The following is a 16371-nucleotide window of genomic DNA, read 5'->3' on the forward strand; positions in this document are numbered from 1 at the left end:
ATATCTTGGTAGATTCAAATATTTCGCAACACTATCGACAGGCCGAATTACCTTTTTTGGAGTCGATTGATAACCTTAGCGGCAAAGTTGCAAATGAATATCGACCGATTCTCACTGATTTTTTGAATCCTAGACAGCTTTATATACTTGAAACCATTGTTAACAGATACGAAGGTGTCTCTTTTCAAACGTTTGGCGGTTATGCTTCGGCTGAGCTGAAGCGGGCAATTGCCTTCCCTGATTATTTTGTTCCCAAGTCGGATGACTATAACATTACTGCATTTCAAATTGATTATCCCAGCAAGTTTGCAACTCTTTCCCATGGCCAGATTCTTGGGTCAATCATGGGCACTGGAATTGATCGGGATGTCATCGGTGATATTGTGACCGATGGTTTGAACTGGCAGTTTATGTGTGAGTCTGAAATGGCTGATTACGTTCAAGCACAAGTTGACCGGATCGGGAAGATTAAAATCAAATTGAAACGAATTCAACCTGAGGACATCATTATTCCAGTTGACGAAGGTGAGGAGACCACAACAACGGTCGCTTCATTGCGAGTTGATGCATTGGTTAGTGAAGGATTCCACATTTCCCGTCATCATGCCAAAGAGTTGGTTGAAGGCGGAATGATACGAATTAACTGGGAGCAAGCCGGACGTCCCGATTTGGAAATTTCAATTCAAGATATTATTTCCGTTCGAGGCTTTGGCAGACTGGTTATTCGAGATATTGCCGGTACAACCAAAAAGGGCAAGATTCGAATTGTATTGAAAGTATATAATCGAAATAAATAGGAGGATTGAATCACTATGGTATTAAGTCCACAAGATATTCACAACAAAGAGTTTTCAACAAAGCTACGAGGTTACAATGTTGACGAGGTCAATGATTTTCTTGATCAAGTTATCAAAGACTATCAGATCATTTTACAGGAAAACAAGGATTTGAATTCTCAATTAAATGAGTCCAAAGACAAGCTTTCTTACTTCAACGATTTGAAAGATTCTTTGAACCAATCCATCTTAGTTGCCCAGGAAGCTGCCGACAAAGTTAAGACCAACTCCAAGAAAGAGGCAGAAATTACCAGCCGTGAAGCACAAAAGAAGGCTGATGATATTCTGAATGCTGCCAACGAAAAAGCAGATGCCGTTCTTGAGGAAGCATCAAAGCGTGCTAAGAAGTTAGCTATTGAAACTGACGATTTAAAGAAGAATACCCGGGTGTTCCGTCAACGACTCCAAGTTATGTTGGAAAGTCAGCTTGAAGTGATCAAAGGTTCCGACTGGGATCGATTGGTCGAAGAAAAGCCAACAACAACCTACGAAGATATTGAAAAAGTTGTTGGAAGTCTTGACAAGACAGCAAAGCCAGGGGTAGAATCTGAAACTAAACAGGGTAATGGTGCTGAATCAGTTGAAAGCACACCTGCTGCAGATAATTCAGATGAAACAGTTGTGATTTATCCAGATGGCAGCACAAAAAATGAATAACTAATCGATTAGAGAACAGAAAGTTATTGACCGACACAACAGCGAGCTGAAGATGGTGGGAGTTCAGCAGTCACCGGTTAATAAATCGATCACCTCTAGTACATAAATCGATTATCTTAAGAGATAGAATTTTAAATTCTAAAATTGGGTGGTACCGCGAAGACTTCGTCCCTTGTGACGGGGTCTTTTTTTATAGAGTGCGACGAGGGCTGGGTGGCCCCGGAGTGTAAGGTAAAAATTTTAGTGATGAATGGGTCTTATTCATCACTAAAATTTTTGCCTTACACAGTAGGGGTCAGGCCCGTCGGAGCACATTTCAGCTAAGTAGCAGTATAAAACTGAAACCACCTTAAATTTAGACCTCTGCACCACTTGAATCATCGGTAGCGAGCACCAACCATATCAACACACCATTACTCCAAATAAGTATAACCATGAAAGGAAGTCCAGCAATGCGGGTAAAAGATACGTTAAACTTAGGCAAAACAAAGTTCAAGATGCGTGGAAATCTTCCTGTTAAAGAAGTCGAACGACAAAAGGCTTGGGAAGACAACGATGTTTATGAACAACGACAAAAATTAAACGAGGGTAAACCAACTTTCGTGCTTCATGATGGCCCTCCATACGCCAATGGTGACATTCACATGGGTCACGCAATGAACAAGATTTCCAAGGATATCATTGTTCGTTACAAGTCAATGACCGGCTATCGGGCACCATACGTACCAGGATGGGATACTCATGGTCTTCCAATCGAGCAAAAATTGACTCAAGCGGGCTATGACCGTAAGAAGATGTCCACCAATGATTTTCGTAAATTATGTCACGATTATGCTCTTAAGCAGGTCGAACGACAAAAAGAGGAATTCAAACGTTTAGGTGTTTCAGGTGACTGGGATAATCCATATTTGACATTGAATCCTGAATTTGAAGCTCAAGAAGTTCGTGTATTTGGTGCCTTCGCCAAACGTGGCTTGATTTACAAAGGTAAAAAGCCGGTTTACTGGTCATGGTCATCAGAATCTGCCCTTGCTGAAGCTGAAGTTGAATATCACGATGTCACTTCACCAACTGCATTCTTTGCTGAACACGTTGTTGATGGTAAAGGGATCCTGGACGATGATACTTATATGGTTGTCTGGACAACTACTCCCTGGACAATTCCAGCTTCTGAAGGAATTACCATTGATGCCGGATTTGACTACTCGGTTGTTCAGCCTGAAGGTGAAACTCGGAAATTTGTGATCGCCACCGAATTGGTTAACAAAGTTTCAGAGTTGATTGGCTGGAAGAATGTCAAAACAATCAAGACGGTTAAGGGTCAAGATCTTGAAGGTGTTCTAGCAGAACATCCATTTGACCATAGTCGTAAATTATTAACGATGTTGGGCGATTTCGTCGACCTTGAAGAAGGTACCGGATTAGTTCATACCGCTCCTGGTTATGGTGAAGATGACTTTAACATTGGCCGTAAGTATGGCTTGGATATTTTTGCCCCAGTTGATGACAAAGGTTATTTGACGAAAGAATCCGGTGAAGACTTTGCCGGTGTCTTCTACGATGATGCCAATAAGATTGCCCTTGATAAATTAAAGGACGCCAACTTATTGCTTCACTACATGCCATTGAAGCATAGTTACCCATTTGACTGGCGGACCAAAAAACCGATTATCTTCCGGGCAACACCACAGTGGTTTGCTTCAGTTGATAAAATTAAAGATGAAATTGTTAAATCATTAGACGACGTCAAATTCTTCCCTGATTGGGGTAAAGTTCGATTGTCCAACATGATCAAAAACCGTGGTGACTGGGTTATCTCTCGTCAACGGGTTTGGGGTGTTCCGCTTCCAATCTTCTATGGCGAAGATGGTGAAGCAATCATCACCGAAGAGACCGTTAACCACGTTGCTGATTTATTTGAAAAGTATGGTTCCGACATCTGGTTTGAAAAAGATGCCAAGGACTTATTACCTGATGGATTTACCAGCGAACATTCACCAAATGGTAAGTTCACCAAGGAAAACGACATCATGGATGTTTGGTTTGATTCAGGTTCATCACATCAGGGTGTTTTGGAAGAACGTAAAGATTTAACCTATCCTGCTGATATGTACCTTGAAGGTTCCGACCAATACCGTGGCTGGTTCAACTCAAGCTTGATTACCAGTGTTGCCGTTTCTGGAAAAGCGCCTTACAAACAAGTTGTTTCTCAAGGATTTACCCTTGATGGTAACGGCCACAAGATGAGTAAGTCACTTGGCAATACAATTGCCCCAATCGATGTTATTAAAAAGATGGGTGCCGAAATTGTCCGTTTGTGGGTTACTTCCGTAGATACTTCTGCTGATGTGCGGGTAAGTACCGAAAACTTTGTGAAGATTTCCGATTCTTACAAGAAGATCCGAAACACAATGCGGTTCTTACTTGCCAACACAGGTGATTTTGATCCTAAAGAAAACACCGTTGCATTCGATGATTTGGAATCACAAGACCAATACATGTTGGTTCTGTTCAACAAATTCCTTGCTGACGCCAGAAGTGACATGGAACGATATGATTTCTTGGATTGGAATAAGAAAGTCGTTGAATTTATTACCAATGACCTTTCCGCATTCTACTTGGATATTGCCAAGGACATTGTTTACATCGATAAACAAAACGGCCACAAGCGTCGTTCAATGCAGACGGTTATGTATGAAATTGCCGTTGGTTTGACTAAATTAATGACACCGGTATTGCCACATACGACTGAAGAAATTTGGGGCTTCTTACATGAACCCGAAGAATTCGTTCAATTAACCGATATTCCAGAGCCAAAGCATTTTGATAATGACGCTGAAATCTTGGCTAACTGGACCAAGTTCAGAAGCTATCGTGACGATGTCCTTAAAGTGCTTGAAGAAGCCCGTGATGCCAAAAAGATTGGTAAGTCATCCGAAGCTTCATTAACAATTTACGCAACCAGTGAGGTTGCCGACTTAATGAACAGTTTGAAGACCGACTTGGCCACTGTTTTAATGGTTTCACAGTTGGAAGTTAAGGACTTCAAGGATGCTCCTGACAACAGTACCAAGTTTGATACTGACGGCTTGGCATTATTGGTTGAACCTGCCGAAGGTAAGACCTGTGAACGTTGTCGTTTGGTTCGCCAAGATGTTGGTGCCGATAGCGACTACCCAACATTCTGTGCATCATGTGCCAAGATTGTCCGCGACCAGTTCCCCGAAACTGCCAGTGAAGGCTTTGAACAAAAATAAAGCTGATTTAAATGAATCATAAATTAAAATTCATCAAATGATGTTTCAATATTCATGATTTAACCTTAAAATGAGACTATGACGATTTAACGTTGTAGTCTTATTTTATTGGTTTCTAAAACGTGTTTCCATGGCTTGAGAGATTCATTTTCAAGACCATGTCACACTCTAGGAGGAAATACCTTGCTTACCGGAAAAATTAAAAGTTATAACCCACAAAATGCATTTGGTTTCATTACTCAGGACAGTGGTGAAGACGACCTGTTCTTTTTCAAAAACGCTTTTCCAGAGGACCAATATGGTACAATTCAGATTGGCAGCCCAGTTGAATACGTTGTTGTTCAGGGACAAAAAGGTCCACAAGCAGCAAAAGCTCATGTCATTGACAAACAGCCGTCTTGATTGCAATGATCATGCTTTATTTGTAGAATGTTAATATTAACTAAAAAAGGTGATCGAGTTGGATTTTGAAGAACATGTAATTGGCAGCGAAGATATTTATGATGGCGCAATTATTAATGTCGAAAAGCAAACTGTAGAGCTTCCGGATGGACAGACATCTTTTCGAGAAATTGTTCATCATTCCGGTGCCGTTGGTATTTTAGCGCTCACAAAGGATAATAAAATTGTCCTTGAAAAGCAGTGGCGGGCACCAGCCAAGAAAGTGACAATTGAAATTCCTGCCGGGAAAGTTGACAGCCGGGATTCGAACTTTCATGATGCTGTGATCCGAGAACTCAACGAAGAAATTCGTTATGTGCCAAAAACAGTCAAAGAACTATATGGATTTTATTCATCAGTTGGCTTCTCCGATGAGTTTATGAAGCTTTATTTGGCAGAAAATTTGGTGCCGGTTAAAAATCAATTACCTCGTGACAAAGGCGAATTTCTCGAAGTATTTGAAAAGACGCTGGATGAAGCTGTCCAAATGATTGCTGATGGCGAAATTCAAGACGCAAAGACCATTACTGCTATTCAATATTGGCAGTTAATGCAAAAGTAGGTGACCATTTAATTTGGCGATCGATGATAATAAAAAGGGTGACGGTAAGCCACTCACCCGTGAACAGTACAGAAAATTAAAGCTTCAACAAGAAGAAGACTTTGAAGCTCGTGATAAACGACGGGTTCAAGTTGAACGAGAATATGCAAGAAAACACCAACAGGAAGTCCCCGATGGTGAACCCGAACCCCAGGTAACCACTCGGACGCAAGAGAAAGTTAATCCGACCGACGATTTTAAGACACCCCGTTGGCATCGGATTAACCGCAAACTGAACTGGACAATCACAATTTTAATTTTGTTAATCGTGATCGTCTTTTTAGTGTTGTTTTTTGTCAATTAAGGAGAATTTGAATGACTTACGGAATTATTTGTGCAATGGATGAAGAACTGGCAATCTTAAAAGATGCCCTGACTGGCGAAGAAACCAAACATTACGGTGATGCCGACTACTATCTCGGAAGCATTCACGGTCAGCAATTGGTGATTGTTAAATCTGGAATCGGTAAAGTTCAAGCCGGTATTACGACTTCCAACTTAATTAACAAATTTCACGTTGACGCTGTCATTAACTCCGGTTCTGCCGGCGGCATTGGTGATGGTTTATCAGTTGGCGACATTGTCGTTTCTACCGAAACTGCCTATCACGATGTTGACGTGACGACTTCAGGCTACAAGATGGGCCAATTACCCGGCTTCCCAGCCCGTTTTCCAGCATCAAAGGAACTGGCTGATAAAATTGTTGACGCCGCCAAAGATAGCGGTGTGACCGCTCATAAAGGTTTGATCGTTTCCGGTGATCAATTTATCGCCGATTCAAAGAAAATCGCTGAAATCAAGCACAACTTTCCTGACGCACTTTGTTCCGAGATGGAAGGGGCTGCAGTCGGCCAAGTTGCTTATCAGAACAAAGTTCCATACGCGGTTATTCGAGCAATGTCGGATGTTGGTGACGAAGAAGCTGAAATCAGTTTCGACAAATTTATTATTACAGCCGGTAAAAAATCCGGTCAGATGTTGATTGATCTCTTTAAGAACGCATAATTTAGGAAGTGGAATTCATGAAAGAAATATACCTTGATAATGCCGCAACGACACCTGTATCCGAGGAAGTTTACGCGGAGTTGATGGATAAGTATAAGAATATTTATGGGAATGCCTCAACGCTCTACGGATTGGGCCGTGAGTCCAAAGCAGTTATGGAACATTCACGGGACGTCATTGCCAAAAGTATTAATGCCGATCCCGATGATATTATATTTACCAGTGGCGGTTCTGAAAGTGATAATACAGCAATTACCCAAACGGCAATTGCCCGGAAATCTTTGGGTAACCATATCATCACAACAGCAATTGAGCACGAAGCCGTTTTAAGGCCCTGTGAGGCACTTGAAAAGATGGGCTTCAGAGTTACCTATTTACCGGTTGACGAGTATGGAAACATCTCATTAGACGATTTTAAGGCGGCTTTGGATGATGACACCATCCTGGTTTCGATTATGACTGGAAATAATGAGGTCGGATCAGTGATGCCAATTCACGAAATTGGCGAAATCTTGAAAGACCATCAAGCTTGGTTCCATACTGATGCTGTTCAGGCATACGGCCTATTGGACATTGATGTTGAGCGTGATCATATCGACATGCTTTCAACTTCTGCCCACAAGATTAATGGTCCTAAGATGATTGGTTTTCTTTATCGTCGCAAAGGCGTTAACTTCCCAAGCTTAATCAAAGGTGGCGACCAGGAGGAAAAGCGGCGTGCCGGAACTGAAAATGTTCCCGCAATTGCCGGCTTTGCCAAGGCGGTCGAGACCATTACTTCCGAAGAAAAGGCCCATCGTCAAGAAAAATATTTGAAATTTAAGCATTACATTGCTGACAAGTTAAAGGCAAACGGTGTCGACTTTGAAGTGAACGGTCGAATTACCGAAGATAATTTAAATCACGTCTTTAATATTTGGCTGAAGGGTATTTCAACTTACGTTATGCAGACTAATCTGGACCTGGCTGGCATTGCGGTTTCAGGCGGTTCAGCATGTACAGCAGGCAGCATTGAGCCTTCACATGTTTTGGTTGCGATGTACGGCAAGGACAGTCCTAGAATAAGTGAGTCTATCAGAATCAGTTTTGGGCGGTATAATAAAACTGAAGACTTGGACAAGTTGGTTGATGCAATTACCAAGATTGTCAACCGAGTTAAAAACAAGGGGGTAAAAATGTAATGGCATTTGCAAAAACAGGCAAGGTAAACGGTGATGACACCGTTTATAAGCTGGCAGACAACGTTAAGCGCTTTACGTTACGGGATTTGGGATTCACTGAAGGAAAGACTGGTGTCTTTTCCCTGGAGAAGTCTTTGGATCCAACTTCACCATATAACGCCAACTACAAATTTAAGATGAAGGTCGATAAGGATTTAGCTGGCTTTAGAATGGCGATTACTACAGGTAATGGTCTGGAAAAGGTTAACATCTTTAAGAATCCCGATACCAAAGCAAGTGTCGATCAATATCAATTTATTATTAATGATTTAATTGACCGAGACGTCATTAAGCGAGAAATTTAATCTGCACCGGATAAAATGTCCGAAATCCGTTAACTAAAAATTCGTATAGAAACAGCCTTAAACCCACGCCAAATGGGTTCAAGGCTGTTTTATTTTTTAAAAGGCATTGACACCGGATTTTAAAAGCGATAAATTAGACATTAATTAAGATATGATGATAAACGGATAAGTAATGATCTTAGGATCAGCACGAAGTTACATGTTTGTCTGATGATTTCTTACATACTTGAATTGAAGAAACCATACTTAGTCACAACGCTTATCACCGACTTAATGACTACTTTAAGGAGGACTCATATATGGCAAAACAAAAGTTAGAAGATCTTGATTGGACCAACTTAGGATTTAATTATCGGGATTTACCGTATAGTTACAATGAAGAATTTAAGGATGGCAAGTGGCAAAATGGCGGTTTGACAACCGATTCTTCATTAACCTTTAACGAAGCTGCCGAAGAATTACATTATGGCCAGGAAGTTTTTGAAGGGATGAAAGCTTATCGAACCAAAGATGGTAAGATTCAACTTTTCCGTCCTGATATGAACGCCAAGCGTTTTACCAACTCCGCAAAGCGTTTAGTCATGGAAACTTATCCTGAAGACAAGTTTGTTGAAGCGGTTAAAGAAGTTGTTAAAGCCAATGCTGACTTTGTCCCACCTTATGGCTCCGGCGGTTCACTTTATATCCGTCCGTTCATGGTTGGAACTGAACCAATTGTTGGTGTTGCACCATCATCAACTTATACATTCCATATTTATGCAACACCGGTTGGTGCATACATTAAGGGACTTAAGCCAATGCCTTATATGGTTAGCAAATATGACCGGGCTGCATACGCTGGTACCGGTCAAGCTAAGACTGCCGGAAACTATGCCGGTAGTTTATTAGCAGCGAAGGAAGCCAAAGATAACGGCTTTGCCGGTGAACTTTACCTGGATCCCCGGGAGCACAAGTACATTGATGAATTTGGCGGCGCTAACTTTTACGCTATTGGTAAGGATGGCAAATTCTACACACCAAAATCTCATTCAATTTTGCCTTCAATTACTAAGAAATCAATTTTACAAATTGCCAAAGATCTTGGCTTGGACCCATCTGAGACCAACATTGATGTAAACGATCTTGATAAGTTTACTGAAGCTGGTGCTATGGGAACTGCAGCCGTTATTTCACCAGTTGGTTCTTTAACCAATAATGGTAAAAAACACGTCTTCTACAGTGAAACCAAGCCCGGTCCCGTTACTCAAAAACTTTACGATACATTATTTGGTATTCAATCAGGTGATGTTGAAGATAAGTACGGTTGGGTTGTTCCAGTCGAATAAAGAAAAGCTTAAAGCCGGCAGTCAATATGACGCCGGCTTTTTGTTTTCCTGTGAATTTGAAATCAGTTGACAAGCTATGAATGACCCATTAGAATATGAGAAATTGGTTAGACCGATTTACAGAAGCTGGGGCGATGGGAACTGCCGCGGTGATTGCACCAATTGGTGGCATTGAGTACCAAGACCAACTTCACGTTTTCTATAGTGAAACCGAGGTTGCGCCAACGACCAAGAAGCTGTATGACGAATTAACCGGCATTCAGTTTGGCGATGTTGAAGCACCAAACGGATGGATTCAAAAAGTCGAATTTTAAATGAGGTGTCAAAAGGCTGATTTTCATGATTCTGATGAAAATAGCCTTTTTAACCAGAATTTGCAGGGAGATGTTAAACGTGATCAAAAGAGAAGGCCATTCCCATACGGAATTTTGTCCGCATGGCAGTGGCGATGATGTTGAGCTCATGATTCAAAAAGCGATTCGTCTGGGCTTTAAAGAATACAGTATCACCGAACACGCACCACTGCCTGCCGGTTTTTCCAAAATGTATGCCGGTATTCCAACCGGACTGAGTGAGGCGTCAATGGCGGCCTCGGACCTGGATGCTTATTTTGCCAAAACGGATTTAATGAGAAAAAAATACGCCGACCAAATCAAGATTCACGTCGGCTTTGAAATCGACTACCTGCCTGATTTTACCGATTGGACCCGGGCTTTTTTAAATGAGTACGGGCCACAAACCGATGACAACATTTTATCGGTTCACTTTATGAAGGGTAGGGATGGCAAGTTTTGGTGTGTTGACGATACGACTACGGATTTCAAAGAAGGGCTGTTAAGCCAATTCACGTCTTCTCAGGCCCTTTATGCCGCCTACTTTGAGCAGGTTCTGGCATCTGCCAACGTTGATTTTGGTCAGTACGCACCTAATCGGATTGGCCATATGACTTTGATTAAAAAATTTCAAGATTATTTTCACCTGGATCGGCAGTTTTCTTCGGCCAACCTGCAAAAAGTTGCTGAAATCCTTGAGGCCCTTAAACGAAACCATCTTGAACTTGATTTGAATGCTGCGGGGCTGTACAAACAATATTGCAACGAACAGTATCCAAGCTATTCAATTATAAAAATGGCAAAGAAATTAGAAATTCCTTTTGTCTACGGCAGCGATGCGCATTCCATTGATGATATTGGCCGTGGGTACAATGGCCTGATTTCATTGGTTGAATAAAGGCTTGACTTTTTGATGTTTGATGATAGTATATTGAATTAAGCAAAGGGAAAGTTAATAAAATAAGGTTTTGATTAGAAAAAGTAACCAGTTTTGAATTCAAAGAGAGTTCCGTGGCTGAGAAGGAGCATTTCGAATTGGCGAACACACATCTATGAACCAACCAGCTGAACCAAGTAGGCTGATTCGCATGTTTAGCGTTATCAGGGTTACCGTATCTGTTATCACAGGATGACTAGATATTGGCAACGTAAGGCCGGCTACTGTGAGGTAGCGGCAAATTGAGGTGGAACCACGACTTTAAGGCGTCCTCGAAGACTGAATATCAGTTTTCGGGGACTTTTTTTATTGAAATGGAAGTGACAATGATGAAAAACAAAAATTTACCAAGTGGTACCCGCGACGAATTTGGAAGTGAAGCAGAAATCAAAGAAACCATTGAAAATAAACTTTTCAAAACATTTCGTCAACGCGGATTTAGAAAATTAACAACGCCGGTTTTGGAATATTCGGACGTTTTCCAACCATTGAATGCAGAAAATTATCGATCGTACCAACTGTTGGACGATCAAGGAGAATCACTGGTCTTACGGCCAGACCTGACACTGCCAGTTGCCCGGGTGATGAGTACCACGGGAATTGAATTGCCGGTCAAGTGGTATTACGGCGGGGATGTCTTCCGGGTTAAAAAACAGCTTTCCGGGGGCTACAACCAATTAACCCAAGCGGGGATTGAAATTGTTGGGTATAAGGGCATTAAAGCCGATTGGGAATGTTTGGAAATTGCGTTGACCGGCTGCCAGAAAATGGCAATTGATGATGTCACCATCGAATTAAGTCACGCAAAATTCGTTGATACTTTGATTGATCAGCTGGCATTACCGAAGCCCACCAAAGATAGTATCAAAACCGCCTTGTTTGAAAAGAATCTCAGCAAGTACGACCAATTGTTAAGACCGTTGGAAAAAACAGCTTTTGGCCATTTTCTCAGTGAATGGCCATGGTTGTTTGGCAGCTTCGATGAGGTGATGACTGCCCTTGAGACATTACCTGAGGTTGAGGTACTCCAACCGATTATCAACGATTTACAAGCGACCAAGCAGTTTATCAAAGGGCTTTTTCCGAAAGTGAACGTGACCCTCGATCTCAGTATCCCATCGCCGCAAACCTATTACACCGGGATGGCATTTCGCGGCTTCACTGAAAAATCGGCAGGATACCTATTTAGCGGCGGTCGATATGACGACCTGCTGACCAATTTCCAAAATGTCAAAACAGCGGCCGTTGGGGTTGCCTTTGACGTTGACGCATTGGTTGAACGAACGCCGGTTTCACCGTCACAGCCGAAAACCTTGGTGTTCTTTGACACCGATCAATGGGATGAAGCCGAAAAGGCCTTAAAGACAATTCCAAATTCAACGTTGTGTCTGACAAGTAGTCTTGATGCCGCTAAGAAGCTTGCCGCCGGGACGAACAGCCGACTGATTGATTTAACGGAAAGCAGGTGACAAAATGCAACGGATCAAAATTGCTTTAACCAAAGGCAGAACTGAAGAACAGGTTGTGCCATTACTTGAACAAGCCGGAATTAATTGTGAAGGTATCCGTCATAAAGGCCGCCGGTTGATATTCGACGAAGATCCACGATATGAAATTATTTTGGTAAAAGGGCCGGATGTCCTGACATATTTGAATAACGGCTCCGTTCAAATCGGAATTGTCGGGAGTGACATTTTAAGTGAGCAGGAAAACTTTCAATACGCAATGTTGGATTTGGACGTTGGCAAATGCCGATTTGTACTGGCATCAACCAAGGATTTCAATCCCCAAGTCCACCGGCGAAAAATCATTGCAACCAAGTATCCCAACATTACCAAACGGTATTTTCAAGGAATTGGCGAAGATGTTGAAATCATCAAAATTGAAGGTTCGGTTGAATTGGCCCCTTTGATTGGGCTTGCCGACGCGATTGTCGATATTGTCGAAACCGGCAATACGCTGAAAGAAAACAACCTTCAGATTTTTGCCAAGCTCCAGCAGGTCAATACCAAAGTGGTCGTGAACCGGTTGGCCTTACGACAGTACCAACCTCAAATAAAAGAACTGATTGCCAACTTACAAACGACCAACCAGCAAGTTGTCCAGAAAAAATCAACCAAGGAGTGAGCTAAATGAGAACTGCAACCATTTCCCGCAACACAAATGAAACCCAAATTGAACTGTCGATTAATTTAGATGATTATTCGAAAATTCAAATTGATACCGGCATCGGATTCTTCAATCATATGCTTGATGCATTTGCCCGTCATGGACGTTTTGGCCTGGTTGTTAAAGCCAAAGGTGATTTGGATGTCGATCCTCATCACACCACTGAAGACGTCGGCATTGCCCTGGGGCTGTCTTTAAAAGAGGCTCTTGGTGATAAAGCCGGTATTGAACGTTTTGGCTCCGCTCTAATCCCCTTGGATGAAACATTAAGCCGGGTGGTTATTGATTTATCAGGCCGATCATATTTGGTATTTAAAGCTGAATTTGCCAATGATCATTTAGGCGGATACGACACCGAAGTCACAGAAGATTTCTTCCAGGCATTCGCGTTCAATGCTGAATTGAACCTTCACGCAGAAGTACTATATGGCAGAAATACCCACCACAAGATTGAAACGCTGTTTAAGGCACTGGGAAGGGCGTTAAGAGCCGCGGTTACCATTAACCCGGAGATTAAAGGCATCCCTTCCACCAAGGGGGTCATTTAATGATAACGGTGATTGATTATGATACTGGAAACACGCGCAACGTAAAAAACGCCTTGGACTTTTTAGGGGTTGAAAATCAATTGACGTCAAAACCCACTGATATTTTAAATTCTGACGGTTTGATTCTTCCAGGCGTTGGCGCCTTTAAAAAAGCCGTTGACGCGTTAAATGAACGCAAGTTGGTGCCGGTCATTCAGCAGGCCGCCAATCAAGGAATTCCGATTCTGGGGATTTGTTTGGGGATGCAGCTATTGTTTGATAAAAGTTATGAATTTGGTGAATCCGACGGCTTGGGACTGATTGACGGCGAAGTGGTGCCGATTCCTGATAACCTCGGTGTCAAAGTGCCCCATATGGGATGGGATAAAAACATCTCTGTTAAAGCTGATCCTTTGGCAGACGGGTTTGATGGTCAGTTCAGCTATTTTGTTCATTCCTACTATGTAAAGACCGCTGAGAAAAACATTTTATCGTTCGTGGACTATGGCGTTAAAATTCCCAGCATTGTTAGACGCCGAAACGTGATTGGGTTTCAATTTCATCCGGAAAAAAGCGGTTAGGTTGGGTTACAGGCTCTTTCAAAATTCAAGGAGATGACTGAAAATGCAGATTATTCCCGCAATTGATTTAAAGAATCAAAAGAGTGTCCGCTTATACCAGGGTGATTTCCGGAAAACGACCGTGATTAACGATTCACCCCTTGACCAGGCAATGGCCATCGAGGATGCCGGGTTAACCAACCTTCATTTGGTTGATCTGGATGGGGCAAAATCGGGCCGGCCAGTCAATCGGGCACTGATTGAACAAATATGTGCCCAAACCAAGTTAAAGGTGGAGGTTGGCGGTGGCATTCGGTCACTTTCCCAAATCAATGCCTATTTGACATCCGGGGTGTCACGGGTGATTTTAGGATCAGCTGCTTTGAATGACCCTCAGGTGGTGCAAAGAGCGATCGCGCAGTTTGGTGCCGATCAGATTGTGGTTGGAATCGACGGCCTGAATGGTCGAGTTGCTGTGTCCGGCTGGCTTGAGCAAAGTTCCGTTGAGATGAGTGAACTGATGGGGGCAATGGTTGCCTTTGGGGTTACAACCTTCATCGTGACGGATATTTCCAGGGATGGCACGATGACCGGGCCCAACACTGATCAATTAAAAAAATTCCAATCTAAATTTCCACAAGCCACAGTGGTTGCTTCCGGGGGAATTCGAAATGTGGCCGACCTCAAAGAATTGGAAGCGGCAGGAATCAAAGCGGCGATTGTTGGTAAAGCAATGGCAACCGGTGATTTACCGTTGAGCGTATTGACGGGGGTGAATGCCAATGTTGGCTAAACGAATTATCCCTTGTCTGGACGTTGATCATGGCCGGGTAAAAAAGGGAGTCAATTTTATCAATTTAAAAGATGTTGGCGATCCAGCCGAAATTGCGGCTGCCTATCAAAAGCAGGGGGCGGACGAATTAGTTTTTTTAGACATCACCGCGACTAATGAAAAGCGCAAGGCAATTATTGAGACAATTGAAAAAGTTGCCAGTCGGGTGTTTATGCCGCTGACGGTCGGCGGTGGGATTCATAGTGTTGATGACATGCAAAGCCTACTGAAAGCCGGGGCCGATAAAACGGCGGTAAATTCCGCGGCAGTCAGCAATCCGGCACTGATCACGGCAGGAGCTGAAAAGTTCGGTTCCCAGTGCGTGGTGCTGGCAATTGATGCCAAATGGAATGCGGCCAGTCAACAATACGATGTTTATGCCAACGGCGGCAGAAAGCAGACACCCTTGAATGCGATTGAATGGGCAAAACGTGGGGTTGAGCTTGGGGCCGGAGAGCTTTTGGTAACCAGCATGGATAAGGACGGAACTAAAAGCGGATATGACATTGATCTGTACCGAAAGCTCACCGAGGCCGTCAACGTTCCGGTGATTGCTTCCGGCGGCTGTGGACAATTGCAGGATTTCGCCGAAGTGTTTGATCAGGGGAATGTTGATGGTGCCTTGGCAGCTTCTGTGTTTCATTTTGGCGAACTAACGATTGAAGATGTTAAAGCCGATTTACGGAAAGCCGGGGTGGCTGTCAGATGAAACCAGATTTTAAGAAATATCCAGATGGCTTGGTGCCGGCAGTTGTGGTTGATAATCAGACCCAACAAGTGTTGATGATGGCCTATGTTAATGAAGAAAGCTTCAATTTATGTATGAAAACCCGACAAACCTGGTTTTGGTCCCGAAGCCGGCAGGAGCTGTGGCATAAAGGCGAAACCAGCGGTAATACGCAAGAGATCGTTTCAATGGAGATTGATTGTGATGAGGATACGCTGCTGATGAAAGTGAATCCTGCCGGTCCGGCTTGCCATACCGGTCACACCAGCTGCTTTTATCGAACGATTTTACCGGAACAGGTTAAGGAGGAATCAACCATGCAAGATTTAGATGAACTGTATCAATTAATTTTAAAACGTAAAAACAACCCTGAAAAAGGCTCATATACTGATTACTTATTTACAAAAGGCTTGGACAAGATTCTTAAGAAAGTTGGCGAAGAGGCCACTGAAGTCGTTGTTGCGGCGAAGAATCCGTCCGACCCGGAGTTCATCCTGGAAGTTGCCGATCTGGCCTATCACGTTGAAGTCTTGATGGCTCAACGCGGTATCACACCCGACCAAATTAAAAAGGAACTTGCCGGCCGTGAAGGAAAGCAAAGCATTACAAAGGATCGAAAAGAAATTAAGGAGTGGTAGGC

General features: G+C 42.8%; 17 protein-coding genes, 2 pseudogenes and 1 other annotated feature. All 19 genes and pseudogenes read left to right on the top strand.

Annotation, left to right across the window (positions count from 1 at the left end; all coding sequences use genetic code 11):
- Positions 1–5: 5 nt before the first annotated feature.
- The 19 genes and pseudogenes from LKE01_RS03075 (at position 6) to hisIE (ending at position 16369) form a co-directional block, all read left to right on the top strand.
- The gene (locus LKE01_RS03075; RefSeq protein ID WP_082619739.1) at positions 6–797 is read left to right on the top strand and encodes a YlmH family RNA-binding protein; all 792 of its coding nucleotides are present in this window, start codon (positions 6–8) and stop codon (positions 795–797) included.
- A 15-nt stretch (positions 798–812) separates the two neighbouring features.
- Positions 813–1493 carry a DivIVA domain-containing protein gene (locus LKE01_RS03080; protein ID WP_056982125.1) on the top strand — a complete coding sequence of 227 codons (681 nt, stop codon included), beginning with the start codon at positions 813–815 and terminating at the stop codon, positions 1491–1493.
- A gap of 452 nt (positions 1494–1945) precedes the next feature.
- Positions 1946–4750 (top strand): isoleucine--tRNA ligase, encoded by a 2805-nt coding sequence (ileS, locus tag LKE01_RS03085; RefSeq protein WP_056982127.1) that lies wholly within the window; start codon positions 1946–1948, stop codon positions 4748–4750.
- A gap of 183 nt (positions 4751–4933) precedes the next feature.
- Positions 4934–5152, top strand: a complete 219-nt coding sequence (locus tag LKE01_RS03090) for a cold-shock protein (protein WP_056982129.1) — start codon at positions 4934–4936, stop codon at positions 5150–5152.
- A 58-nt stretch (positions 5153–5210) separates the two neighbouring features.
- Entirely contained in the window at positions 5211–5753 is a 543-nt protein-coding gene (locus LKE01_RS03095) for an NUDIX hydrolase (protein WP_056982131.1), read from the top strand.
- Positions 5754–5766: 13 nt separating this feature from the next.
- The gene (locus tag LKE01_RS03100) at positions 5767–6096 is read left to right on the top strand and encodes a hypothetical protein (protein WP_056982132.1); all 330 of its coding nucleotides are present in this window, start codon (positions 5767–5769) and stop codon (positions 6094–6096) included.
- Positions 6097–6107: 11 nt separating this feature from the next.
- The gene (locus LKE01_RS03105) at positions 6108–6797 is read left to right on the top strand and encodes a 5'-methylthioadenosine/adenosylhomocysteine nucleosidase (protein WP_054769238.1); all 690 of its coding nucleotides are present in this window, start codon (positions 6108–6110) and stop codon (positions 6795–6797) included.
- A 17-nt stretch (positions 6798–6814) separates the two neighbouring features.
- Entirely contained in the window at positions 6815–7978 is a 1164-nt protein-coding gene (locus LKE01_RS03110) for a cysteine desulfurase family protein (protein ID WP_056982133.1), read from the top strand.
- Complete coding sequence (locus LKE01_RS03115; protein WP_054769237.1) at positions 7978–8322, top strand: DUF1831 domain-containing protein; 345 nt, start codon at positions 7978–7980, stop codon at positions 8320–8322. The genes LKE01_RS03110 and LKE01_RS03115 overlap by 1 nt, the downstream gene beginning before the upstream one ends.
- A 299-nt stretch (positions 8323–8621) precedes the next feature.
- Positions 8622–9647, top strand: coding sequence for a branched-chain amino acid aminotransferase (locus LKE01_RS03120; protein ID WP_056982135.1), 1026 nt, complete (start codon positions 8622–8624; stop codon positions 9645–9647).
- A gap of 107 nt (positions 9648–9754) precedes the next feature.
- Positions 9755–9961 (top strand): annotated as a pseudogene (locus LKE01_RS03125) (branched chain amino acid aminotransferase); the annotation flags it as partial.
- Between the two features lie 70 nt (positions 9962–10031).
- Positions 10032–10877: a histidinol-phosphatase HisJ gene (gene hisJ, locus LKE01_RS03130; protein WP_056982137.1), complete on the top strand. Its 846-nt coding sequence runs from the start codon at positions 10032–10034 to the stop codon at positions 10875–10877.
- A gap of 61 nt (positions 10878–10938) precedes the next feature.
- Positions 10939–11193 (top strand) — a binding site (T-box leader).
- A gap of 49 nt (positions 11194–11242) precedes the next feature.
- Positions 11243–12385, top strand: a complete 1143-nt coding sequence (locus LKE01_RS03135) for an ATP phosphoribosyltransferase regulatory subunit (protein ID WP_225426935.1) — start codon at positions 11243–11245, stop codon at positions 12383–12385.
- Positions 12386–12389: 4 nt separating this feature from the next.
- On the top strand, positions 12390–13043 hold the full coding sequence (gene hisG, locus LKE01_RS03140; RefSeq protein WP_054769235.1) for an ATP phosphoribosyltransferase: 654 nt from the start codon (positions 12390–12392) through the stop codon (positions 13041–13043).
- 5 nt (positions 13044–13048) lie between these two features.
- Positions 13049–13633, top strand: coding sequence for an imidazoleglycerol-phosphate dehydratase HisB (gene hisB, locus LKE01_RS03145; RefSeq protein ID WP_056982139.1), 585 nt, complete (start codon positions 13049–13051; stop codon positions 13631–13633).
- Positions 13633–14259 (top strand): annotated as a pseudogene (hisH, locus tag LKE01_RS03150) (imidazole glycerol phosphate synthase subunit HisH). The gene hisB and the pseudogene hisH overlap by 1 nt, the downstream one beginning before the upstream one ends.
- Positions 14237–14965 carry a 1-(5-phosphoribosyl)-5-[(5-phosphoribosylamino)methylideneamino]imidazole-4-carboxamide isomerase gene (gene hisA, locus LKE01_RS03155; protein ID WP_056982141.1) on the top strand — a complete coding sequence of 243 codons (729 nt, stop codon included), beginning with the start codon at positions 14237–14239 and terminating at the stop codon, positions 14963–14965. The pseudogene hisH and the gene hisA overlap by 23 nt, the downstream one beginning before the upstream one ends.
- Entirely contained in the window at positions 14955–15713 is a 759-nt protein-coding gene (gene hisF / locus LKE01_RS03160) for an imidazole glycerol phosphate synthase subunit HisF (RefSeq protein ID WP_056982143.1), read from the top strand. The genes hisA and hisF overlap by 11 nt, the downstream gene beginning before the upstream one ends.
- Positions 15710–16369 carry a bifunctional phosphoribosyl-AMP cyclohydrolase/phosphoribosyl-ATP diphosphatase HisIE gene (gene hisIE / locus LKE01_RS03165; protein WP_054769233.1) on the top strand — a complete coding sequence of 220 codons (660 nt, stop codon included), beginning with the start codon at positions 15710–15712 and terminating at the stop codon, positions 16367–16369. Before hisF ends, hisIE begins: the two co-directional genes overlap by 4 nt.
- Positions 16370–16371: the final 2 nt, after the last annotated feature.

It is taken from the genome of Lentilactobacillus kefiri, from assembly GCF_007989105.1.
Lineage (GTDB): Bacteria > Bacillota > Bacilli > Lactobacillales > Lactobacillaceae > Lentilactobacillus > Lentilactobacillus kefiri.

Bases quoted from the DNA above. Each gene is read 5' to 3' on its own strand.
- LKE01_RS03080 (WP_056982125.1), top strand. From the start codon at position 813: ATGGTATTAAGTCCACAAGATATTCACAACAAAGAGTTTTCAACAAAG.
- ileS (WP_056982127.1), top strand. From the start codon at position 1,946: ATGCGGGTAAAAGATACGTTAAACTTAGGCAAAACAAAGTTCAAGATG.
- LKE01_RS03105 (WP_054769238.1), top strand. From the start codon at position 6,108: ATGACTTACGGAATTATTTGTGCAATGGATGAAGAACTGGCAATCTTA.
- LKE01_RS03110 (WP_056982133.1), top strand. From the start codon at position 6,815: ATGAAAGAAATATACCTTGATAATGCCGCAACGACACCTGTATCCGAG.
- LKE01_RS03115 (WP_054769237.1), top strand. From the start codon at position 7,978: ATGGCATTTGCAAAAACAGGCAAGGTAAACGGTGATGACACCGTTTAT.
- LKE01_RS03120 (WP_056982135.1), top strand. From the start codon at position 8,622: ATGGCAAAACAAAAGTTAGAAGATCTTGATTGGACCAACTTAGGATTT.
- hisJ (WP_056982137.1), top strand. From the start codon at position 10,032: ATGTTAAACGTGATCAAAAGAGAAGGCCATTCCCATACGGAATTTTGT.
- LKE01_RS03135 (WP_225426935.1), top strand. From the start codon at position 11,243: ATGATGAAAAACAAAAATTTACCAAGTGGTACCCGCGACGAATTTGGA.
- hisG (WP_054769235.1), top strand. From the start codon at position 12,390: ATGCAACGGATCAAAATTGCTTTAACCAAAGGCAGAACTGAAGAACAG.
- hisB (WP_056982139.1), top strand. From the start codon at position 13,049: ATGAGAACTGCAACCATTTCCCGCAACACAAATGAAACCCAAATTGAA.
- hisA (WP_056982141.1), top strand. From the start codon at position 14,237: ATGCAGATTATTCCCGCAATTGATTTAAAGAATCAAAAGAGTGTCCGC.
- hisF (WP_056982143.1), top strand. From the start codon at position 14,955: ATGTTGGCTAAACGAATTATCCCTTGTCTGGACGTTGATCATGGCCGG.
- hisIE (WP_054769233.1), top strand. From the start codon at position 15,710: ATGAAACCAGATTTTAAGAAATATCCAGATGGCTTGGTGCCGGCAGTT.